Genomic DNA, 21943 nt, shown 5'->3' on the forward strand with positions numbered 1-21943 from the left:
GGCCGCCATGAACCAAACCGCCGCAACCCTACAAGAACGCCCGCTGGCCGTGGCCTCCGCCTCGGCCCCCACCCTGCGCGAAATGCTGGAAGACGGCATCTACCTGCTGTTCCTGCTGCGGGACGGCAACGCCCCCAGCAGCGCGGTGGAGTTCAACCGCCGCGTCGACCAGTTCCTGAACCAGTACGAGCGCAACGCGCGCAACTTCGGCAAGGACCAGAACGCCATCAACCACTCCAAGTACGCGTTTTGCGCGCTGATGGACGAGATCATCCTGTCCTCGGAGTTCGACATCCGCGACGAGTGGGAGCGCATGCCGCTGCAACTGCGCTTGTTCGGCGAGCACCTGGCCGGCGAAGGCTTCTTCAACCGCCTGGAGCAGCTGCGTTTGGACCCGGCCGCCCATATCGAGCCGCTGGAAGTGTTCTACACCTGCCTGCTGCTGGGCTTCCAGGGCAAATACCTGCTGGAAGGCCAGGAAAAGCTGGGCTATCTGACCCACAAGCTGGGCCAGGAAATCCAGCAAGTGCGCGGCGGCAAGGCCGAGTTCGCGCCCAACTGGCAGCTGCCGCAACGCTTCCAGGCCTTTGTCCGCCATGAACTGCCGCTGTGGCTGTACTTCGCGCTGCTGGCGGTGGTGGGCGCCGGCATCTTCGTCGCCTACCGCTGGCTGCTGTCCAACCAGCTCCAATCCATCTTCGGCCTGTAAGCATGCAGAGCAGCCGCCACGCCCAGATCCTGCCGTCGGTGCTGGACCGGCTGCTGGACGACCAGCCGGACAACAGCCACGGCGCGGAAACCATGTTGTACGAACTGCCGCAGATCAAGCGCTCGTTGGCGCGGGATCTGGAAGCGCTGCTGAACACCCGGCTCGCGCCGCTGCAGGAACTGTTCGACATGTACCCGCAAGCGCACGACAGCATGCTGAGCTTCGGCATTCCGGACCTGTCCGGCATCAGCCTGCTCAACCCGCAAGACCGGGAACTGCTGCGCGAACAGCTGCGCCGCGCCATCGAAGTGCACGAGCCGCGGCTGTCCCGCGTGCGGGTGAATCTGGACGCACCGCGCGAGATGGAACGCCACCTGCGCTTCCGCGTCGACGCGGTGCTGAAAGTGCATCCGCACCGGCCGCCGGTCACCTTCGACGCCACCCTGCAACTCTCCTCCAACGTTTACAAGGTACAAGGCTGACCCAGCCTGACAGCGCCCTATGGACCTCAGCACCCTGCTCGCCAGCTTCGCCTCTGCCTTCAACCAGGACCAGCGCCTGCTCACCCTCAGCCTGGGCGACGGCAGCGTGGCGGCCGAGCAATTGCTGCCCCTCAGCCTGGCCGGCGAGGAAGGCGTGTCCCGGCCTTACGCCTACCAGCTCACCTGTCTGTCTCCGGACGGCGCGATCGAACTCAAGACCCTGCTCGGCCTGCCGGCCCGGCTCGGCATCCTCGACGCCGCCGGCGCGGAGAGTCTGCGCTGCGGCGTGGTATCGAAAGTGGAAAGCCTGGGCTCGGACGGCGGTTTCAGTCGCTACCAGCTGACCATAGAGCCGCCGTTCGCGCTGTTGCGGCATCGCGTCAGCTCGCGGGTGTTCCAGGACCTGACGGTACCGGACATCGTCAAACAGATCCTGGCCGAGCATCAGCAGGCCAACCCGGTGTTCGCCCGCGTCCAGACGCTGGACTTCAAGACCGGCGCGGCAACCCCGCGCAGCTACTGTCTGCAATACCGCGAGAGCGATTACGACTTCATCGTGCGTCTGCTGCACGAAGAGGGCTATGCCTGGCGCTTCGATCACCTCGATGGCGAGGTACCACAAGTGCAGTTGGTCGCCTTCGACGACCCCTATAGCCTGCCGCCGGCGACGGTCGAGCGCGTGCGTTTCCACCGCAGCGACGCCACCGAGGCCGAAGACGGCCTGACCGAGTGGAACGCCCAGCGCCAGATCGTCCCCGGCGCGGTGGCGCTGGCCAGCTTCGACTACCAGCCCGTCAGCACCCAGCACAGCGGCGACGACAGCCGCATCGACCAGGGCCAGAACGGCAAGGCGCTGCAGTCTTCTTTGCACGACTACGACCCGCAGTCGCTGTACTACGCCGGCGACGCCGACCAGCTCAGCCACTACGCCCAGCTGCGCCAGCAGGCGCATGACCTGAACGCCAAACAATTCAGCGGCGGCGGCTCGGTGCGCGGCCTGGCCGCTGGCCAGTGGTTCCGCCTGGACGAGCACCCGGCCCACGACGGCGACAGCAGCGAGCAGCGCGAATTCGTCGTTACCCGTCAAAGCTTAAGCGCGCGCAACAACCTGCCAGCGGATCTGAAAGCCTTCCAAGACGGCAAAGAGGCGCAACCGTTCCGCGCCGACTTCGACGCCCAACGCCGCGGCGTGCCGCTGACCCCGGCCTATGCCCACACCGAGCTGGCCAAGCCCAAGTCCCGCGGCGTGCAGACTGCCACCGTGGTCGGCCCCCAAGGTGAAGAGGTGCATACCGATCAGCACGGCCGCATCAAGGTGCAATTCCACTGGCAACGGATGGACGAGCACCCGAGCATAGGCGCCAACCTCGACGACAAATCCTCCTGCTGGTTGCGGGTGGTGATGCCCAGCGCCGGCGCCGGCTGGGGCCACCAATTCATCCCGCGCATCGGCCAGGAAGTGCTGGTCGACTTCATCGAAGGCGATATCGACCGCCCGGTGATCACCGGCGTGCTCTACAACGGCAGCCACCCGACGCCGGACTTCAGCGGCGCCGGCGCGCTGCCGGCGAATAAAACCCTGTCCGGCATCAAGTCCAAGGAACACCAGGGCGGCCAGTACAACGAACTGCTGTTCGACGACACCCCCGGCGAAGTCAGAGCCAAACTCAGTTCCGAACCCGGCAAGACCCAGCTTAACCAGGGCTTCCTGACCCACCCGCGCAGCAACGGCAAGGCCGAAGCGCGCGGCGACGGCTTCGAACTCAGAACCGACAGCCACGGCGCCATCCGCGCCGGCCATGGCCTGCTGCTGAGCACCGAAGCGCAGAACGGCGCTGGGGGCAAGCAACTGGCGCGCGAACAGGCGCAAAGCCAGCTGGACGCGGCCCTGGGCCTGAGCCAGAGCCTGGGCGAAACCGCCACCGGCCAGCAGGCCGACACCATGGAAACCGGGCCGGAAGAAATTGGCGCGGACAACGCCAAAGCCGCCAAGAAAACCGAAGGCCACCTACAACACCAGGCCGCCGCGCTGAAAGCCTGGGAAGCCGGCTCCAACACCGACAAAGACGGCAAGACCGCAAAAGACCAAGCCGGCCAGCAACCGCTGATCGTGCTGTCCGCGCCGGCGGGCATCGCCAGCCTGAGCCAGCAAAGCCAGACCGTGGCGGCGGGCACCAATCTGGACCTGGTGGCGCAACGCGACACCAACCAGACCAGCGGCCGGCGCTGGCTCCATAACGTGGGCCAACACATCAGCCTGTTCGTCACTGGGGTCAAGGACCAGATCGCGCTGAAGCTGATCGCCGCCAAAGGCAAGATCCAGGTGCAGGCGCAGAGCGACAGCATTGAAGTCACCGCGGACAAGGACGTGACCGTCACCGCCTGCAAGGGCAAGGTGGAAATCGCCGCCGGCCAGGAAATCCTGCTCACCAGCGGCGGCGGCTATATCCGGCTCAAGGGCGGCAATATCGAAGTGCACTGCCCGGGCGAAGTCAGCGTCAAAGGCGCCAGCCACGCGCTCACCGGCCCCGCCAGCCTCAGCACGCCCACGCCCACCTTCAACAAGCCGGGCATGGGCAATCTGCAAGTAATCCATGAATTCGCCAACGGCTACTCCATGAATCAGGGCAAATTCGTGGTCACCGACGCGCTGGGCGTCAAACACCACGGCGTGCTGGACGAGGCCGGCAAGGCCATGGTCAACGGCCTGCCCACCGGGCCGGCACAAGTGCAGTTCCTGGGCCGCCCGCACAAAGACAAGGCCGACATCTTCCCCTTTGTGCCGCAGCCGGAAGTGGCGCTGCAGCAGGCCGGCGAGGCCGTCAAACAGCAGGCGATGCAGCAACTGGGCAGCACGCTGGGCAAAGTCAGCCCTCAGCTGCAAAACACCTTGGGCCAAGCCCAAGCCATGGCCGCGCAAGCGCAACAGGCGCTGGCCTTGGCGCGCAATCCGCAAAGCGCCATCCCCGCGCTGGCCGAACGCGCCGGCGGCATGCTGCCCAAGCTGCCTGGCCTACCCGGTCTGCTCAAAGTTTAATCAGCCCCATTATCGATATTTTCAGAGTTGAATTGTCATGACCGCACCTGTCGCTGTTCTCGATGCAACCCCGGCCAACGCGGCCAAAGCGCTGGCCCAAACCGGCCAGTCTTTTGATAAATGGCTGCAAGACATCAGCGGCGGTTACCTGACGGTTGAATCGCTAAAAACCCTGGGCACCGCCATTCCGGTGGTGGGCAACCTGATCTCGGTCGGCGACGTCGTGGTGGACGTCATGGACATGAGCGAGAAAAGCCGCAAGCGCCAGGAAGTGGACATCTTTGACTGGATGTTCCTGGGCGTGGACCTGATAGGCGTGGTGCCGGCCGCCGGCAGCATGTTCAAACTCAGCACCCGCCCCACCTTGAAACTGTGCGCCACCAGCCTGCGCCGCGCCGGCAAGGATATCGCCAAGGATGCGATTGAAGGCGCGCTGGTGGGGCAATTGATCACCCTGCTGCCGGACCGCTTCCGCAACACCCCGGCCAAGTGGGTGGATTATGTGGAAACGCATATCGACAGCAATCTGCAGAAATGCAGCGCGGAAGGCGCCAAGTACCTGAAAGAACTGGCGGACCTGCTGATCAGCGTCGGCGACGGCAAGTTCGGCCAGTTCGCCGCCAAACACACCTCGGCCAAGCCCGTCGCCTACAACCTGGAAAAAACCAACTCCGGCTTCTGGGGCACCATCGCCGCCCATATGGACGCGCTGAACAAGGCCGCCGACGGCGCCAAGAAACAGGCGGTGGCCGGCATGGCCGTCACCGCCGCCCATGCAGTGGACAAACTCACCGGCAAATCCCCTGCCCTGCGCGCGCAAATGCGCGCCATTGGCCTATCGCTGGCCAAATGGGCCGGCGAACTCAAGGCCAAGCTGGAAAAAATGCTGGCGGAGAAGCTGAAACCGATGCTGGCCAAACTGCGCAAGGCCTTCATCGACCACATCGCGGCCAAAAGCACCGCGGTCAAACAAGGCCTCAGCAAGGTGAGCAAGAAGGTACAGCAAGTGCCCAAGGAGGTAATGAGCCGCTTCAAGGGCGGGGGCAAGGGAGGCAAATGCAATTACCGCTCCAAACATTCCATCAACTACCTCAACGGCGTGGAAACGCTGATCCATACCGACTTCAGCCTGCCCGGCGTACTGCCGATACAGTGGGACCGCGTCTACCGTTCCGACTTTGCCGCCAACGACGCCGCCGGTCCGCTGGGCGCGCGCTGGGCGATGCCTTACGGCATGCGCTTTGAACGAGACGGCGACGCGCTCAAATACTACGACGACGCGGGCCGCGAGCTGGAATACGCGCTGCCGCCGGTGGGCGAATCCCTGAAAGACGAGCTGGAAGGCCACACCCTGACCACGCTGTCCGACACCCTGCTCTCGCTCAGCTTCGGCCACGACCTGGTGCAGCTCTACGAACGGCACGGCCAGCAATACCTGCTGGCGCTGATCAAGGACCGCGCCGGCAACAGCATCGCGATGAACTTCCGCGACGGCCGCCTCAGCCAGCTGGTCAGCAGCGCCGGCTACGTGGTGGGCCTGGCGCATGACAAGCACGGCCGCATCAGCCGCATCAGCCTGCAAGACCCAGAAACCGGCCTGCCGCTGCGCGAGCTGGCGCAATACCAGTACAGCGATATCGCGGCGCTGGCCGGCGACGCCGGCGACCTGCTCGCCGCCAACGATGAAAACGGCCAAAGCTGGAACTACCAATACCGCCGCCACCTGATTACCCGCTACACCGACCGCACCGCTCGCGGCATCGCCCTGGAATGGGACGGCGACGGCCCCAACGCCCGCGCCGTGCGCGAATACGCCGACGACGGCAGCCTGGACATCCGCCTGGCCTGGGACGACAACATCGACCTCACCTACGTCACCGACGCCTACGGCCGCACCACCGAATACTATTTCGACGAAGCCGGCTATCCCTACCGCATCATCTTCCCGGACCACAAGGAAGAATGGCTCAACTACGACGCCAAGAAGCGGCTGATCAGCCACATCCACCCGGACGGCTCCCAGGACAGCTACGAATACGACGCCCAGGGCAATATGGTGCTGCACGAGCGCCGCGACGGCAGCGACGTCGCCTTCGCCTACGACGCCCAGGACAATCTGCTGGAGATCACCGATCCGCTGGGCGAAAAATGGCTGCGCGCTTATGACGACAAGGGCCAGCTGATCGAGGAAACCGACCCGCTGGGCCACAAGACCAAATACGCCTACAACGAGCAAGGCCTGCCGGTGGCCATCACCGACGCCAAGGGCGGCAAGAAGCAGATTGCCTACCGCCCGGACGGCCTGCTGCAGAGCTATACCGACTGCTCCGGCAGCGCCACCCAATGGCAGTACGACGAACGCGGCCGCGCGCAGCTGATCGTCGACGCCATGGGCAGCGCCACCCGCTATCAATACGCGGCCAACGGCACGCTGCAAGCCATCGTCCAGCCGGACGGCCAGACCATCCAGCTGGAACACGACGCCGAAGCGCGCCTGCTCAAACTGACCGACCCGCTGGACCGCGCCACCCATTACGACTACGACAAGGCCGGCCGGCTGCAAACCCGCACCGACGCCAACGGCCACAGCCTGGCCTACAAATACGACAAGCTGGGCCGGCTGACCGCGCTGCGCAATGAAAACCACCGCCAGTATCTGTTCGAATACGACGCCGGCGGCCAGCTGATTTCGGAAACCGGCTTTGACGGCAGCGCCACCCGCTACCACTACAACGCCGCCGGCCAGCTGGAAAAACAACAGGAAGGCGATGTCGCCACCCTCTACCGTTACGACCGCGCCGGCCGCCTGATCGAGCGCAGCGCGCCGGGCAGCCTGGAAAGCTTCGGCTACGACCCCGCCGGGCGGCTGTACCAGGCCAAGAACCGCTACGCCAGCCTGCGCTGGATCTACGATCCGGTAGGCAATGTCATAGAAGAACACCACGGCTACAGCGTGGCCGGCGTCAAGGAAACCTACCGCTGGCAACATGAACACGACCCGCTGGGCAACCGTGTCGCCAGCGTGCGCCCGGACGGCCGCCGCGTGGACATCCTCAGCTACGGCAGCGGCCACGTGCACGGCCTGCTGTTCGGCCAGCGCGACATCGTCAACCTGGAGCGCGACAAGCTGCACCGCGAAACCCAGCGCGTGCTGGGCAATGCGCTGCAACAGCACCAGAGCTACGACAAGGCCGGCCGCCTGGCCAGCCAGCGGCTGATGGGCGCCACCCAGTGGAACCGCCAATACCAGTACGACGTCGCCGGCCAGCTCACCGGCATCGCGGACAGCCGCGCCGGCCAGCTCAATTATCGCTACGACCCGGTGGGCCGCCTGCTGGAAGCCGCCACCCCCAAGGGCGTGGAAAGCTTCCGCTTCGACCCGGCCGGCAACCTGCTGGACAACGCCCCGGCCGCCGACGGCCACCAGGACAACAGCCTGCTGGGCAACCTGCTCAGCCAGTACGCCGGCCGCCACTACCGCTACGACAGCCGCGGCAATCTGGTGGAAAAACGCGTCAACGGCGCGCTCACCAAGCTGGAGTGGGACAGCCACAACCGCCTGTCCCGCCTGACCGCGCCGGACGGCCAGAACACCGACTACCACTACGACCCGCTGGGCCGCCGCATCGCCAAAACCCAGGCCGGCCAGACCACGCTTTACGGCTGGGACGGCGACGTGCTGGCCTTCGAAACCCGCGACGAACAAGCGGTGCACTACCTGTTTGAACCGGACAGCTTCGTGCCGCTGGCCCAAGTCCACACCGAAGCCGTGCGCGGCGTCAAAGTGCCGCGCTGGAGCCAGCACCGCCCCTACGACTCGGACCTGGACCCGTTGCGCAAACCGGCGCCGGAACCCAGCGAACCGACGGCGGTGTACTACTACCACACCGACCACCTGGGTACCCCGCAGGCGCTGACCGACGAACAAGGCGCGTTGGCGCTGGAGATGGACTACCAGGCCTGGGGACAAGCGCGCGAAATCATCGCCGACGCCGCCAACAAGGCCGGCATCCGCAATCCCTTCCGCTTCCAGGGCCAGTATCAGGACGAGGAATCCGGACTGCACTACAACCGTTATCGCTACTATGACCCAGAAATTGGACGCTTTATTTCGCGGGACCCGATTGGGTTGATGGGCGGACTAAATTTACATACGTACACGGAGAATCCAATATTATGGACAGACCCGCTAGGCTTAAACCGTAAGTCCCAACCTAATTCGGCCGCAGTTGCCGCGGACAAGGCAAGAGATGACGCGGGGAAAAAGTACGGCCGTAAGCATGCAACATACATAGGAGGACATAAAGATGATCAAGTTACAGCAGGCCGATCAAGTAATCCGATGGGTTGTGCAGAAGACGATGTAAGCAGGCAATTGGGAGATGACTCAAACATGAGTAACGCCTATGGGTGGAGAAGGAATAAAACCACTGGAGAGTTGGAGTGGACTCGCATACCCGTATGTGTTCGATGCCAGTCAAAATATAACAAATCTCAATTCCCTGAAGATGTAACTTTTGACCCTAATGGAGCTTGGAGCAAATGAAAACTCTCGTCGAAATGGAAATCAAAAGAATTCCATGGTCTAGTCTAAGAGAGATCGACGGCAACGCCACAAACATTGAATTCGCTTTACTAAACCTGCTTAACTGTACATCCGCAGAAGAAGCCGAAAACATATACTGGCAACTTGAAAACAGAATAGTTGTTCAAGGCCAGCTTTTTCAAGCCGCTGAATTTGTAGTCCCTGTTATTATCGCTGCGTTATTTGAAAACAAAGCCCGATACATAAAAATTAGCCTACTTGATCTGTTATATCAAATTATTACAGGAGTCCCGCATGAAGACGAAATAAAACAAGGGAATATCAATTTAACGGAAAAATGTATAAAAAGTGCGAGAGAAGGGATTTTCGTTTTATACCACGAGCTAATCAATGGCGAAAAAGAATGCGCAAAAGACATTATAGAGATAATTGACACAGACAGGAGCAGAGTTGATTATTTTTTAGATGAAAATTTTGAAGTTTAACTGCCACACTGAACAAATAAAATCCATCAAAAGAACTCAGAAAAATCAAGAGTTAAACCACTCTTCTACTTACCTTAAAAGTACCGGCCAAAATAGTTATTAGCTTTAAGCTAGAAACACATGTAGATGCCACCTGCGGCAATAGATATTTCTTGAAAATCGCCCCCAGGCATGCAAAGCAAACCCGCGTGAAACCCAGCGAATCCACAGCAGGGAACTACTACCACGTCGAGCACCTGACAAAGCCAGTAGGCACAACATGACATATAGCATATACGAACTTATTTTTCTCATAAGCTCAGACTGCTTCAATCAACACATATTTAACAGCCAAAGCACGCACACTGCTGAGGCAATACAGAAAATAGCACGGAATATAACCCCACTCATCATGGAGGGTGGCGAAGACTATTTCGACGATGTCGATTTTTCAAAAAAACAAATTGATTTTATTGAAAATAAATTCACCTCCGAATTAGAAAATAACATCAACGACAAAGCAGCGACATCAAAAGTATATATTTTAAAAAACATTATTGACAATGAAAACGAATACAGAAGAATCGCTGAGAACACTCTAATCAGCATTTGCGCCCACATCTATTGGCTCAACACCTCGAACCTAACACAAGCAATCAGTAACTCCCTTTTTAACACGATAGAAAAAGTAGAATCGTTAGGACTAACAACCACAACACCTCCACAGTTAGACTGGAGTACCATTAAAGACATATGGAACGCCTCAGAAACACCATGGGACAGTTATTTAAAAAAAATAACATCTGAGGTGCCCGACTCTCTCTGCAGCGCCTTCAATTACTTAACAAACAATGATACCCAGTTGGATTTTCTTATCCAATGGAAAGAACACTTAAGTGAAAAGGAGTTCAGCGAATTAAAAACCTTTTTAGCCGTCGAAGGCGAACAAGAACTCAAAGACATCAATTCAAAAGCCTTTGAAGAATATAAAAAAATAATTTCACTCATATAATTCAATTCAACTCAATGAATTTTCATACATCAGCCAGGCCGTAACAAGTAGAAGATTTGGCATTTATTCTTAGAAACCGGTTCAACCCAGCGGACGCCTGCAATGACAAGCTTTAATTTGCATGACCAAAGCGGGACTCTAATCGGCAGCATTATCACAACATCCCTCGACGGGAAGCTCATACTGGGAGCCCTCACACCCAGCCCGTATTTCTCATTGTACAAAAACCTATTCAACGCATTTGAGCACGCAGCAAACAATCAGCTTTTTTCCGACATCAACCGATTGGAAAATGAAATACAAGAGCACAATTTTTACTTGATCGGCCCACTACAAAAACTGGATAGAGTGGGAATAACAGACTTGTAGATCATGGGCAATGACGTGAGTTTTCGATTAAAAACCCAAGCACCTTAAAGGTGCCTCGACTACATGAGTTGATGGCCCTACGAACCACAAGGATGTGGAATTTCGTCGCACGCCACCCAAGTGCCCCCAAAGCCCCATCCGGGGCTTTGGTCGTTTGGGAGAGTTAAGCCAATTCCTGCATTTGCACCGTGGTCTGCTGCAAGCGGCGGGCAAAGGGTTCCAGCAGGCAATACATCTGCTCGCACTCCAGCGTGTCCAGGTTGAATTGGTCCAGCATGGCCGCCAACGCGCTCAAAGCGCTGCTGACCTGACCGAGTTCTAGGTAGATCAGATAGACGCTGTGATGGAAGTGCTCACCGTATTCGTCAAGCTGCTGCAACAGCCGGTCAATCGGATTTAGTGAAGCATTCTGCTAACGTAAGGTTTACAGCAATGAGATGTGGATGGCTTGAGTAGCGCCGGTCATGGTAACTCCTTAGAATGGCAATGTGCCTCACTCTCATAAATATTACAGGCCTCCGAGGAAATCATGAATCTAATAAACCAAATTACTCACAATAAGTTTCTAACAGAGCTATTTCCTTCAGGCCTTACAGACCCTGTTTTAATTGGTCAAATCAATCTAGACCTTGGTGGCAAACTATATTTAAACATACACACCAGGCAAAAACCTGAAATAGAAGTTTTAAAATGGGGAACCTGGGGAAAAGACTACAACACAATTGTTGTAAAGCTATATACTAGGGCAAGAAAGAATTTTCACATAACCGACTGGAACAATGTAACGTACAGCCAATTAATTATTCAACAAAACAACGACCACATACTACTAAAACAAACACACGACTCATTTCAACTTGAATTAGAACTTACAGGTTTAATATTTCAAGAGTGCTCTACATATACTGATGACTTGGACATTGAGGGCAATGAATGAACAGCACCACAACCTTTTTACATAAAACACCTTACAACCTTCAATCAATCATTAAATTAACCGTCATTTTATTGCACCTCCAAATTTGGAGCTATCAAAAAAACAGCTAATAGGACTACCTATACGACCAGCCACGTCCCCCGTCGGAGCGACGTCATCGCAAAAACTGGTGAGCTTGACCATGCTAAATTGCTAGAATACTGTGCATTACTTCTCTATCGTCCCTAGCTACGCAACGAGCAAATCGCACTACCCTAGGATTAAAGATGACAGAAAATACGATCCTTTATCACAAAGCTCAATTCCATCAATTCAAAAAGTTTTCCAGCACCAGAATTGAGAGCATCTGCGCACCAGAGACGGCTGAGTTCTCTTTGGTCATGGCTAAAAATAAAAATGGCAACATTGGATTTGATCAGAGTGAAGAAGGCCATGCCTTCATAAAATCCTTGATTGAAAATTGTTACTTCTTAAACATAAAAAATGAGCTTTACCCTCCACAGGACACACCAATTGCCTACGTACCCCAATTTCTATTCAGAGATAAAGATGGAAAATTTGAGAGGCTGCATAAAGAACACAAAAAATACAAAAACGAGTTAAAGAAATACGAAATACTTTCTCGTCATCGCACAATTTCTCCTCCGACAAAATCAGCCCTTGCCATTTTTTTAGACGATCCAACACTAAGCATTAATAGCGACACCTACGAGCTACTCACAAGCTCGTGCCACTACATTTGCATAGCAAAAATATCAGGGGAATATGGACATGGTGCTTTTGATGTATTCGCCAATGATCTTGACTTCTTTTTTAAAGAATTAAAAATCCTTGCCGCTGGAAAATTCAAAATCATGGCAATTGATAATAACTTAAAACTCATCAAGCACTAGTTTTAACAACGTTCATCCAATCCATAAGCTCAACAGCCACACCTAAAACACAGACCTCCAACAATAACCGTGGCGGCAAGATAGAAAACATATCAAGCCGACCTCCAACAAAGAAGGCAAAAACTCAAACCCCAAAGGCCAGACATAAGTCACAACCACAAAAAGTCTCAAGTTCAAAATGGATAAAACATGCCGCTTCTAAACTGTGCACAACACAGCTGGTCAGGCACTGAAAGTGTCAGCAATAGAGCTGCCAACGCCATAAAAAAAAATACGCTCGAAAAAATACTATACTCAAGCATTGTTTTTGAAGAAATCGAATTCCCCCTCGTGGTCATCGAGGGAGAAACCATATATGACATCACCTTTTCTTCCTCCCAAATCAAAATAGAAGACGAAAGCACATTAAACAATATATTGGAAACATTAAAGCCAATGTGCTACAAATGCGTAGAAATTTATAGGGAAGCTGGAAATGGACTGCAAGGCCTGGAATCAAGCACAGAGAATCCTAACGGCGATATCAATCCGCTAGCGCAAAAAGCAAACTAGCACTGTTGCCGACCAATGCAACAATACCGAATCGAATCCAAGCCGCAACCAGCCCAAAGCCCCATCCGGGGCTTTGGTCGTTTGGGAGAGTTAAGCCAATTCCTGCATTTGCACCGTGGTCTGCTGCAAGCGGCGGGCGAAGGGTTCCAGCAGGCAATACATCTGCTCGCACTCCAGCGTGTCCAGGTTGGATTGGTCCAGCATGGCCGCCAACGCGCTCAAAGCGCTGCTGACCTGGCCGAGTTCCAGACAGATCAGTTGAGCGCTGTGATGGAAGTGCTCGCCGTATTCGTCGAGCTGCTGCAACAATGGGTCAATCGGGTTCAACGAGGGATTTTGCTGACGCAAGCTTTTCAGTTGGAACAGCAAGGTTGATAGTGACGGGATGTGGGAAACTTGAGTGGCGCTAGTCATGGCGACTCCTTCTTGAGCATTATGCCCGCCCTCCGACGCTAAGCGGAGGCGGCGGGAACATGGCAGGATTAGCGTTACCGGCAAGAAGGATCCGGCGCGTGCAAGCACGCTCCCACCATGACCCGCCCAAGAGTAGACGCATCTATGGTGTGTTCGGACATGAGATGCCGCATGTGCGGCTGTCCGCCTTCTTGCCTCGGAACGCTAATTCCGGTGCTGATGCACAGCACGGTCGGATTATCACGTGCTTGGAGCAGAGAGGCAAGGCGCTGGCGTCGTTCCGCTGCACCCTCCCAGATCGACGCTAGCTCAACGGCGGCAATGAGCGCCACGCTTTACGGCGGAGATAGAAAGGTGCTGGTCATTTCCATCCCCATAACCACACTCCTTCCCCTGGATTTGACCAGTACCCGCCCGTCCCCTCCCCCATCTGTCACACCAGCATGAAGTCTGCTACGCTGCCTATCCATTTCGACTCTGCGTCCTGCAGGATTTCATCATGCTCAAGTTTGATGTTCTGATCATCGGCAGCGGTCTGGCCGGGATGACCTTGGCCTTGCACCTGGCGGAAAGCCGCAAGGTGGGCCTGATTACCAAGCGAGATTTGCTGGAGGGCAGCTCCACTTACGCCCAGGGCGGCATCGCCGCGGTGCTGGACACCGAGGATTCGGTGGAGGAACACATCCGCGACACGCTGATTGCCGGCGCAGGGCTGTGCAACGAGGAGGCCGCGCGCTTCATTGTCGAGCACTCCAAGGAGGCCATTGATTGGCTGATTGCGCTGGGCGTGCCCTTCACCAAGGATGAAACCCACCGCACCGGCTATCACCTGACCCGCGAGGGCGGCCACAGCCACCGCCGCATCATCCACGCGGCGGACGCCACCGGCGCGGCGGTGACCAGCACGCTGGGGCAGAAGATCAAGGCTCACCCCAATATCACCGAGCTGGAAGAACATATCGCCATCGATCTGATCACCTCGCGCAAGCTGGGCCTGCCTGGCAACCGCGCTTACGGGGTGTACGCGCTGGACAAGCAGGCGGACCAGGTGGTGACCATTGCCGCCAAGCACACCATTCTGGCCTCCGGCGGCGCCGGCAAGGTTTACCTGTACACCACCAATCCTGACACCGCCACCGGCGACGGCATCGCCATGGGCTGGCGCGCCGGCTGCCGGGTGGGGAATATGGAATTCATGCAGTTCCACCCCACTTGCCTGTATCACCCGCACAGCAAGTCTTTCCTGATCACCGAGGCGGTGCGCGGCGAGGGCGGCATCCTGAAGCTGCCGGACGGCACCCGCTTCATGCCGGAGCACGATCCGCGCGCCGAGCTGGCGCCGCGCGACGTGGTGGCGCGCGCCATCGACTTTGAAATGAAGAAGCACGGCCTGGACTGCGTCTACCTGGACATTTCCTATAAGCCGGCCCATTTCATCCGCGAGCATTTCCCCAATATCTACGCCCACTGCCTGGAGCTGGGCATAGACATCACCCAGCAGCCCATCCCGGTGGTGCCGGCGGTGCATTTCACCTGCGGCGGCCTGGTCACGGACCTGACCGGCCACACCGATGTGGACGCGCTGTACGCAGTGGGCGAAGTGGCCTGCACCGGCCTGCACGGGGCCAACCGGCTGGCCAGCAATTCCCTGCTGGAGTGCCTGGTGATAGGCAAGGCGGCGGCGGAGGACATCCTGGCCGCGCCGGAGATCAAGCTGCCCAAGATCCCGGACTGGGACGACAGCCAGGTGACGGACCCGGACGAGGAGGTGGTGATTTCCCACAACTGGGACGAGCTGCGCCGGGCGATGTGGGACTATGTGGGCATTGTGCGCACCAATAAGCGGCTGATGCGGGCGCAAAACCGCATCCGCCTGCTGTCCGAGGAGATCAACGAGTATTACCGCCATTTCCACGTCAGCAACGATCTGATCGAGCTGCGCAATCTGGTGCAAACCTCGGAGTTGATCGTGCGTTCGGCTCTTCTGCGCAAGGAGAGCCGCGGCCTGCACTACAGCCGCGACTATCCGGAAAAGCTGGAGCAGGCGCAGGAGACCATCCTGACGCCGGACGGGCCGGCCGCCGGCGGCTGAGCGGCGGCGGCCCCCAAGACTTAGAACGTGTTTACGATCTCGCGAGCTAAGGCGAGACAAGGCGGAAACGAGCGAAAAAGCGGAATGTACACGTGGTACATGAGCATTTTGAGCTTGGTTTCAACGCCGCATCGCCGACGCGCAGCAGATCGTAAACAGGTTCTTACACGCCGCCCAAGTAATCCATCTTACCCAGCGCCACGCCGTTGTGGCGCAGGATGGCGTAGGCGGCGGTGAGGTGGAAATAGAAGTTGGGCAGCACAAAGCCCAGCAGATAGCTCTGGCCGCTGAAGCGGATTTCATCGCCTCGCACTTTCAGCACCACTTCCCGCGCCTCGCTGCCATCGATCTGGGCGGCGTTGAAACCCTGCAAAAACGCCACGGTCTTGGCGATGCGCTGTTGCAAATCGGCAAAGCTGGCTTCGTCGTCGGCGTAGCTGGGCACTTCGACACCAGCCAGCCGCGCGGCGCAGCCTTTGGCGCTGTCGCTGGCGATCTGCACCTGGCGCGTCAGCGCGAACATGTCCGGCGCCAGCCGGGCGTTCAGCAGCACGTCCGGCGCGATATTGCGCGCGGTGGCGTCGGCGGCGGCCTTGTCCAGAATGGCGGACAGATTGTTCAGGCCCCGGATCAGCGCCGGGACGGAAGCTTGGTACATGGAAACGGACATGGGCGGGCTCCTGTCGGATGCGGGAAGACGGACGCGGCGGAGATTCGGCGCGCCGCCACAGCATAAGCCAATCCGGCTCCGGCCGGGGAAATGCGCAGGGCCGGCAGCGGCTTGTTCAAAACGGAGCGCCCTCACCGCCCCCTGCCCTCCCAGGCGGGGCTCTCACTTGACCAGCGGCAGGGTGAACCAGAACGCGCAGCCGCCGGCCACGGTGCTGTTGGCGCCGAATTCGCCGCGATGGAATTCCACGATGGAGCGGCAGATGTTCAGGCCTATGCCCATGCCTTCCGGCTTGGTGGAGTAGAACGGGGTGAACAGATTGCTCTTCATCGCCTCGGACAGGCCGGGGCCGTTGTCCACCACTTCCACCCGCCAGAAGGCGCTGCCGATGAAGGTGCGCACCTTGACCCTGGGGCGCTTGGTCTGCGCTTCCTGCATCGCTTCAATGGCGTTTTTCATCAGATTGAGCAGCACTTGCTCAATCAGCACCGGGTCCATGTCCAGCAGGCAGCGCTCCAGGTCTTGCTCCACTTGCAGCTGGACCCCGGCCTTGACCGCCAGGCCTTCCGCCAGGCCGACGGCGCGCAGCACCACCGGCCCCGGCTCCACCCGCTGCAATTGCGGCTCGTGCTTTTTGACGAAGGCGCGGATGCTGCTGACGATCTGGGCGGCGCGCTTGGCCTGGCCGGCGATTTCCTGGATCGCTTCGCGCACGCCGGCCGGCAGTTCCAGCTCCGCCGGCAGCCGGCGGCTGACGCCGGCGGCGTAGGTGTTGATGGCGGTCAGCGGCTGGTTCAGTTCATGCGCCAGCGTGGAGGCCATCTCGCCCATGGCGATCAGCCGCGAGGTGTTTTGCAGCCGCTCCTGCTGCGCCAGTTCGCGCCCTTCGCGCGCCTTGTCTTCGCTGACGTCGGCCAGGATGGCCAGCCAGGCGGATTCGCCGTTGACCCAGTCTATGCGGCGGCGGTGCATCTGGAACCAGCTGTCGCCGCCGTCGGTGGTGAACTCCAGGCCGTATTCGTCCTGTTCCGGCTGTTCCTGCAAGCCGGGCAGCAGCACGCAGCAGGGGCCGTCCGGTTCTTCCGCCAGCCACAGCCGGGCAAACGCCGGATTGGCGTACAGCAGCAGGCCGCCGTTTTCCTCCATCACGCAAACGCCGGCCACCAGGCCGTTGAGCACGGTGAGGAAGCGTTGGTGGGAGGCGTTGAGCGCCAGCCGCTGCCGCTTGCGTTCGGTGATGTCGAACAGGGACGCGATCCAGCCGCGCTGGCTGCCGTCGGCTTCCACCAGCGGGGTGGCGTAGAGCCGCACTTCGATGAATTCGCCGTCCTTGCGCGCAAAGCGCAGTTCGAAGCCCTGCTCCGGCTGGCGGTGGTCGCGCACCGCGGCGATCGCCGCGGTCATGGCTTCGTGGTCTTCCGCCGGCCAGAACGGATGCGGCGGCGCCTGGCCCACCAGTTCGTCCGCGCTGAAGCCCAGCATGTCGCAGAAGGCGCGGTTGACGCGCACGATGCGCCCTTCGTCCTCCAGCGCCACCAGGCCGCTTTTCATGCAGTCTTCTATCGCTTGGCGCAAGGACACTTCCTGGGCCAGCGCCTGTTCGGCGTGCGCGCGCTCGCGCACGTGGCGGCGGATGCGCCAGGCGGCGTACAACAGCGCGCTGACCAGCAGCACGATCAGGCCGGACAGCACCGGCAGGGTCAGGCCCAGGCCGGCGCGGTAGCTGACCGCGTGCAGGTAGAGGCCGTAGCCGGGCGGGTCGAAGCTGGTCTGGTGCGAGATGGTGCCGGGGCGTTCCGCCGGGTCGAACTTGCTGGCCAGGGTTTTGCCGCTCAGGTCCTGGATGCTGATGTAGTTCTTGGAGGCTATCCACCACGGCACCTGGTTGAACAGCAGCAGGTCCAGCTGGTAGGTCAGCCTCAGCCCGCTCTGGGCCTTGCCGTCGTGGACGATGGGCACGGCCAGGTCGAAGCGGTATTTGCCGTCGCCGCCCTGATAGGGCGCGCCGTAGCTGGGACGCAACAGCCGGTTGGCCCGCCACAGCGCGTCGAAGGTTTCGCCAAACAACACGCGGCCGTCGCGACGGGTGCCGTGCTGATCGCGCAACACCTTGCCGTCCAGGTCCACCTGTTCGATGGACAGCAGTTCCGGGTTGCTCCGCAGGTAGAACGCGGCCTGACGCGCAAAGCGCGGGCTGTCGACATTGCCGATCTCGATGTCCCGCGCCAGGTTCTCGGCCCATTCCTGCTGCCCTTCCAGATACATGCGCAAGGACTGCTCCAGCCACAACACTTCCTGGATCAGATTGTCTTGCTGTTCGTCGCGCCAGTCGCGGTACACCAGGTAGAACAGGCTGCCCAGCGCCAACAGCAGGGCCAATAACAAGGCGCTGACGCTGAGCCAGAGCATGCGGGGGGATCGGCGGGAGAAAGTGGTTTTTATCTGCATGAAATGTTAGGGAAAATCCTGATGCTGAAGTCCCTAATGGCCGGGAGAAGAAACTGCTCCTACTTTACACCGTAAAACCCGACTGTCCAGAAGGATGGCATAACAGAGCGCGACGCCGGCGGCACAATACGGCTGCCACAGCAGAACGCGCCACCCCGCCTAAACGCAAAACAGCATTTGGAGAGAGATATGAAACTGAAATTCGCCGCCTTGGCCATCCTGGCCGGCAGTCTGTCCGGCGTCGCCTGCGCCGCCGGGGAAATCGTCATCAAGTTCAGCCACGTCGTCGCTCAGGACACGCCCAAGGGCAAGGCCGCCGAGTACTTCAAGAAGCTGGCGGAGGAACGCACCAAGGGCAAGGTCAAGGTGCAAGTTTACCCCAACAGCCAATTGTACAAGGACAAGGAAGAGCTGGAAGCGCTGCAGTTGGGCGCGGTGCAGATGCTGGCGCCCAGCCTGGCCAAGTTCGGCCCGCTGGGGGTCAAGGAGTTCGAAGTCTTCGACCTGCCTTATCTGTTCGACAACTACGACGACTTGCACAAAGTCACCCAGGGCCCGGTGGGCCAGCAGTTGCTGGGCAAGCTGGACAGCAAGGGCATCAAGGGGCTGGCGTTCTGGGACAACGGCTTCAAGCACTTTTCCGCCAATAAGCCGCTCAAGTCCCCGGCCGATCTCAAGGGGCTGAAAATGCGCATCCAGTCGTCCAAGGTGCTGGACGAGCAGATGCGCGCGCTGGGCGCGCTGCCGCAAGTGATGGCCTTCTCCGAGGTGTATCAGGCGCTGCAGACCGGGGTGGTGGACGGCACCGAAAACCCGCCGTCCAATATGTACACCCAGAAAATGCACGAGGTGCAGAAGCATATGACCACCACCGCCCATGGCTATCTGGGCTACGCGGTGATCGTCAACAAACGCTTCTGGGACGGCCTGCCCGCCGACGTGCGCGCCCAGTTGGACAGCGCGATGCGCGACGCGACCAAGTACGCCAACGACATCGCCAAGAAAGAAAACGACGCCGATCTGGCCAAGATCGCCAAATCCGGCAAAACCGCCATCTACAATCCCACGCCGGCAGAACGCGAGGCCTTCAAGAAGGCCTTGCTGCCCGTCCACGCCAAGATGGCGGAGCGGATCGGCCCCGCGCTGATCAAGACCATCTACCAGCAAACCGGCTTCTCCGCCAACTAAAGCGCCGCTGCCGCGACGCCGCCAAGCGACCGCGCGCCCCGCGCCGTCGCGGCGGCCGGCGCGCGGCCGTCCGACCTCCCTTCCCGGAGACGCCCGATGCTGAAATTCCTGGATCACCTCGAGGAGTGGCTGATCGCGAGCCTCATGGCCGCCGCCACCCTCATTACCTTTGTCGCCGTTGTGCACCGCTACGCGGCGGGCACCGAGCTGCTGCATCCGCTGGTCAGCCACATCAATCTGGCCTGGTCGCAGGAGCTGACCATTTACCTGTTCGTGTGGATGGCCAAGTTCGGCGCCGCCTACGGCGTGCGCACCGGCATCCACGTAGGCGTGGACGTGCTGATCAACCGGCTGCGAGACAAGAACCGCGCCCGCTTCATCGTGTTCGGCCTGCTGGCCGGCGCGCTGTTCACCGCCATCGTCGGCACCTTGGGCGCCGCCTTCGTCTGGGAGATCGCCCACACGGACCAGACATCGGCCGACCTCGAAGTGCCGATGTGGATCGTCTACCTGGCGGTGCCCTGCGGCTCGCTGCTGATGTGCTTCCGCTTCCTGCAAGTGGCCTGGGCCTTCGTCAAAACCGGCTCCCTGCCCAAGCACGACCACGCCCACGTGGAAGGCATGGACGATGAGGGCGGGGTGGACAACTGGTACGCGCTGGACGACAACCTCCATCCGCACGACGTTTCCCGTCGAGGAGACAAGAAATGAATGCGCTCATCATTTTCAGCCTGTTGCTCGTCCTGATGCTCTCCGGCATGCCCATTTCGATTTCCCTGGGCCTGACGGTGCTGACCTTTCTGTTCACCATGACCCAGGTGCCGATCGAGGCGGTGGCGCTCAAGCTGTTCACCGGCATCGAGAAGTTCGAGATCATGGCGATTCCCTTCTTCATCCTGGCCGGCAACTTCCTGACCCACGGCGGCGTGGCCAAGCGCATGATCAATTTCGCCACCAGCCTTGTGGGGCATTGGCACGGCGGCCTGGGCCTGGCCGGGGTGCTGGCCTGCGCGCTGTTCGCCGCGGTGTCCGGTTCCAGCCCGGCCACGGTGGTGGCCATCGGCTCCATCCTGCTGCCGGCCATGGTCAAGCAGGGCTTTCCCAACCGCTTCGGCGCCGGGGTGATCACCACCTCCGGCGCGCTGGGCATCCTGATCCCGCCCTCCATCGTGATGGTGATGTATTCCGTGGCCACCAACACCTCGGTGGGCCAGCTGTTCATGGCCGGCGTCGTGCCCGGCCTGATGCTGGCCACCTTGCTGGGCTTCACCACCTGGTACCGCGCGCGCAAGTTCGGCTACCCGCGCCTGGCCAAGGCCAGCTGGGGCCAGCGCTGGCGCGCTTTCCGCAAATCCATGTGGGGCCTCTTCCTGATCGTGGTGGTGATAGGCGGCATCTACAGCGGCATCTTCACCCCCACCGAGGCCGCCGCCATGTCCGCGGTCTACGCCTTCATCGTGGCCGTCTTCGTCTACAAGGACATGACGCTGAAACAGGTGCCCAAGGTGTTGCTGGATTCGGCCAGCATGTCCGCCATGCTGCTCTACATCATCACCAACGCGGTGCTGTTCTCCTTCCTGATGACCAGCGAGGGCATTCCCCAGGCCATGGCCGGCTGGCTGATCGACGCCGGCCTCGGCCCCATCGCCTTCCTGCTGGTCGTCAACATCCTGCTGCTCCTGGCCGGCAATGTGATGGAGCCCTCCTCCATCGTCCTGATCCTGGCCCCCATCCTGTTTCCGGTGGCCGTCGCGCTGGGCATCAACCCGGTTCACTTCGGCATCCTGATCGTCGTCAACATGGAGGTGGGCATGTGCCATCCGCCGGTGGGATTGAACCTTTACGTCGCCTCGGGGATCACCAAGATGGGCATCACCGAACTGACGGTGGCGGTCTGGCCCTGGCTGCTGACCATGCTGGGCTTCCTCGTCGCGGTGACCTATGTGCCGGAAATCTCGTTGTGGCTGCCGCGCGCGCTGGGCATGCTGAATTAGCATGCGCCCAACGGGCATGAAAACGCGATGGCATGGGCCATCGCGTTTTTTGTCCGACAAGGCGATAGCCCCGCTCGCCGTTAAGCCCGTATAATGTGTAGTTACTCTCTTACACCAACCAACCACCTAAAGATCA

General features: G+C 59.4%; 17 protein-coding genes. 13 read left to right on the plus strand and 4 right to left on the minus strand.

Annotated elements, in window-relative coordinates; all coding sequences use genetic code 11:
* The first annotated feature begins 7 nt into the window (after window positions 1–7).
* From icmH to JW897_RS23315, 6 genes are all read left to right on the plus strand, one after another.
* Window positions 8–709, plus strand: coding sequence for a type IVB secretion system protein IcmH/DotU (gene icmH, locus JW897_RS23290; RefSeq protein WP_081548565.1), 702 nt, complete (start codon window positions 8–10; stop codon window positions 707–709).
* A gap of 2 nt (window positions 710–711) precedes the next feature.
* The gene (gene tssE / locus JW897_RS23295; protein ID WP_048416125.1) at window positions 712–1191 is read left to right on the plus strand and encodes a type VI secretion system baseplate subunit TssE; all 480 of its coding nucleotides are present in this window, start codon (window positions 712–714) and stop codon (window positions 1189–1191) included.
* Window positions 1192–1210: 19 nt separating this feature from the next.
* Window positions 1211–4228, plus strand: a complete 3018-nt coding sequence (locus JW897_RS23300) for a type VI secretion system Vgr family protein (protein WP_205467824.1) — start codon at window positions 1211–1213, stop codon at window positions 4226–4228.
* A 37-nt stretch (window positions 4229–4265) separates the two neighbouring features.
* Entirely contained in the window at window positions 4266–8774 is a 4509-nt protein-coding gene (locus JW897_RS23305; protein ID WP_205467825.1) for an RHS repeat-associated core domain-containing protein, read from the plus strand.
* Window positions 8771–9259 carry a hypothetical protein gene (locus JW897_RS23310; protein WP_205467826.1) on the plus strand — a complete coding sequence of 163 codons (489 nt, stop codon included), beginning with the start codon at window positions 8771–8773 and terminating at the stop codon, window positions 9257–9259. The genes JW897_RS23305 and JW897_RS23310 overlap by 4 nt, the downstream gene beginning before the upstream one ends.
* 259 nt (window positions 9260–9518) lie before the next feature.
* Window positions 9519–10250 carry a hypothetical protein gene (locus JW897_RS23315; RefSeq protein WP_205467827.1) on the plus strand — a complete coding sequence of 244 codons (732 nt, stop codon included), beginning with the start codon at window positions 9519–9521 and terminating at the stop codon, window positions 10248–10250.
* Window positions 10251–10782: 532 nt separating this feature from the next.
* On the opposite strand, the gene JW897_RS23320 is transcribed toward JW897_RS23315, so the two are convergent.
* Window positions 10783–10998 carry a hypothetical protein gene (locus JW897_RS23320; RefSeq protein ID WP_205467828.1) on the minus strand — a complete coding sequence of 72 codons (216 nt, stop codon included), beginning with the start codon at window positions 10996–10998 and terminating at the stop codon, window positions 10783–10785.
* 150 nt (window positions 10999–11148) lie between these two features.
* Here JW897_RS23320 and JW897_RS23325 point away from each other — a divergent pair, with 150 nt between their 5' ends.
* From JW897_RS23325 to JW897_RS23335, 3 genes are all read left to right on the plus strand, one after another.
* Complete coding sequence (locus tag JW897_RS23325; RefSeq protein WP_205467829.1) at window positions 11149–11556, plus strand: hypothetical protein; 408 nt, start codon at window positions 11149–11151, stop codon at window positions 11554–11556.
* Between the two features lie 266 nt (window positions 11557–11822).
* Window positions 11823–12449, plus strand: coding sequence for a hypothetical protein (locus JW897_RS23330; protein WP_205467830.1), 627 nt, complete (start codon window positions 11823–11825; stop codon window positions 12447–12449).
* A 189-nt stretch (window positions 12450–12638) separates the two neighbouring features.
* Entirely contained in the window at window positions 12639–13001 is a 363-nt protein-coding gene (locus JW897_RS23335) for a hypothetical protein (protein WP_205467831.1), read from the plus strand.
* 90 nt (window positions 13002–13091) lie between these two features.
* Here the strand turns inward: JW897_RS23335 and JW897_RS23340 are convergent, their stop codons facing one another.
* Window positions 13092–13415 (minus strand): hypothetical protein, encoded by a 324-nt coding sequence (locus JW897_RS23340; RefSeq protein ID WP_156187861.1) that lies wholly within the window; start codon window positions 13413–13415, stop codon window positions 13092–13094.
* Between the two features lie 499 nt (window positions 13416–13914).
* On the opposite strand from JW897_RS23340, the gene nadB reads away from it, so the two are divergent.
* On the plus strand, window positions 13915–15507 hold the full coding sequence (nadB, locus tag JW897_RS23345; RefSeq protein ID WP_205467832.1) for an L-aspartate oxidase: 1593 nt from the start codon (window positions 13915–13917) through the stop codon (window positions 15505–15507).
* A 163-nt stretch (window positions 15508–15670) separates the two neighbouring features.
* On the opposite strand, the gene JW897_RS23350 is transcribed toward nadB, so the two are convergent.
* Together JW897_RS23350 and JW897_RS23355 are read right to left on the minus strand one after the other, a co-directional pair.
* Window positions 15671–16177, minus strand: coding sequence for a DUF1993 domain-containing protein (locus tag JW897_RS23350; protein WP_205467833.1), 507 nt, complete (start codon window positions 16175–16177; stop codon window positions 15671–15673).
* A 162-nt stretch (window positions 16178–16339) separates the two neighbouring features.
* The gene (locus JW897_RS23355) at window positions 16340–18586 is read right to left on the minus strand and encodes a PAS domain S-box protein (RefSeq protein ID WP_240352351.1); all 2247 of its coding nucleotides are present in this window, start codon (window positions 18584–18586) and stop codon (window positions 16340–16342) included.
* 228 nt (window positions 18587–18814) lie between these two features.
* Between JW897_RS23355 and JW897_RS23360 the strand changes: the two genes are divergently transcribed.
* The 3 genes from JW897_RS23360 to JW897_RS23370 all read left to right on the plus strand — a co-directional run bounded on the left by JW897_RS23360 (window position 18815) and on the right by JW897_RS23370 (window position 21807).
* Complete coding sequence (locus JW897_RS23360; RefSeq protein ID WP_048414454.1) at window positions 18815–19813, plus strand: TRAP transporter substrate-binding protein; 999 nt, start codon at window positions 18815–18817, stop codon at window positions 19811–19813.
* Between the two features lie 96 nt (window positions 19814–19909).
* Window positions 19910–20524, plus strand: coding sequence for a TRAP transporter small permease (locus JW897_RS23365; RefSeq protein WP_048414455.1), 615 nt, complete (start codon window positions 19910–19912; stop codon window positions 20522–20524).
* Window positions 20521–21807, plus strand: coding sequence for a TRAP transporter large permease (locus JW897_RS23370; protein ID WP_205467835.1), 1287 nt, complete (start codon window positions 20521–20523; stop codon window positions 21805–21807). The genes JW897_RS23365 and JW897_RS23370 overlap by 4 nt, the downstream gene beginning before the upstream one ends.
* Window positions 21808–21943 lie beyond the last annotated feature (136 nt).

The organism is Chromobacterium alkanivorans (assembly GCF_016937655.1).
Lineage (GTDB): Bacteria > Pseudomonadota > Gammaproteobacteria > Burkholderiales > Chromobacteriaceae > Chromobacterium > Chromobacterium alkanivorans.

Bases quoted from the DNA above. Each gene is read 5' to 3' on its own strand.
- tssE (WP_048416125.1), top strand. From the start codon at position 712: ATGCAGAGCAGCCGCCACGCCCAGATCCTGCCGTCGGTGCTGGACCGG.
- icmH (WP_081548565.1), top strand. From the start codon at position 8: ATGAACCAAACCGCCGCAACCCTACAAGAACGCCCGCTGGCCGTGGCC.
- JW897_RS23315 (WP_205467827.1), top strand. From the start codon at position 9,519: ATGACATATAGCATATACGAACTTATTTTTCTCATAAGCTCAGACTGC.
- JW897_RS23350 (WP_205467833.1), bottom strand. From the start codon at position 16,177: ATGTCCGTTTCCATGTACCAAGCTTCCGTCCCGGCGCTGATCCGGGGC.
- JW897_RS23335 (WP_205467831.1), top strand. From the start codon at position 12,639: ATGCCGCTTCTAAACTGTGCACAACACAGCTGGTCAGGCACTGAAAGT.
- nadB (WP_205467832.1), top strand. From the start codon at position 13,915: ATGCTCAAGTTTGATGTTCTGATCATCGGCAGCGGTCTGGCCGGGATG.
- JW897_RS23305 (WP_205467825.1), top strand. From the start codon at position 4,266: ATGACCGCACCTGTCGCTGTTCTCGATGCAACCCCGGCCAACGCGGCC.
- JW897_RS23360 (WP_048414454.1), top strand. From the start codon at position 18,815: ATGAAACTGAAATTCGCCGCCTTGGCCATCCTGGCCGGCAGTCTGTCC.
- JW897_RS23370 (WP_205467835.1), top strand. From the start codon at position 20,521: ATGAATGCGCTCATCATTTTCAGCCTGTTGCTCGTCCTGATGCTCTCC.
- JW897_RS23355 (WP_240352351.1), bottom strand. From the start codon at position 18,586: ATGCTCTGGCTCAGCGTCAGCGCCTTGTTATTGGCCCTGCTGTTGGCG.
- JW897_RS23325 (WP_205467829.1), top strand. From the start codon at position 11,149: ATGAATCTAATAAACCAAATTACTCACAATAAGTTTCTAACAGAGCTA.
- JW897_RS23340 (WP_156187861.1), bottom strand. From the start codon at position 13,415: ATGACTAGCGCCACTCAAGTTTCCCACATCCCGTCACTATCAACCTTG.
- JW897_RS23300 (WP_205467824.1), top strand. From the start codon at position 1,211: ATGGACCTCAGCACCCTGCTCGCCAGCTTCGCCTCTGCCTTCAACCAG.
- JW897_RS23365 (WP_048414455.1), top strand. From the start codon at position 19,910: ATGCTGAAATTCCTGGATCACCTCGAGGAGTGGCTGATCGCGAGCCTC.
- JW897_RS23310 (WP_205467826.1), top strand. From the start codon at position 8,771: ATGAAAACTCTCGTCGAAATGGAAATCAAAAGAATTCCATGGTCTAGT.
- JW897_RS23330 (WP_205467830.1), top strand. From the start codon at position 11,823: ATGACAGAAAATACGATCCTTTATCACAAAGCTCAATTCCATCAATTC.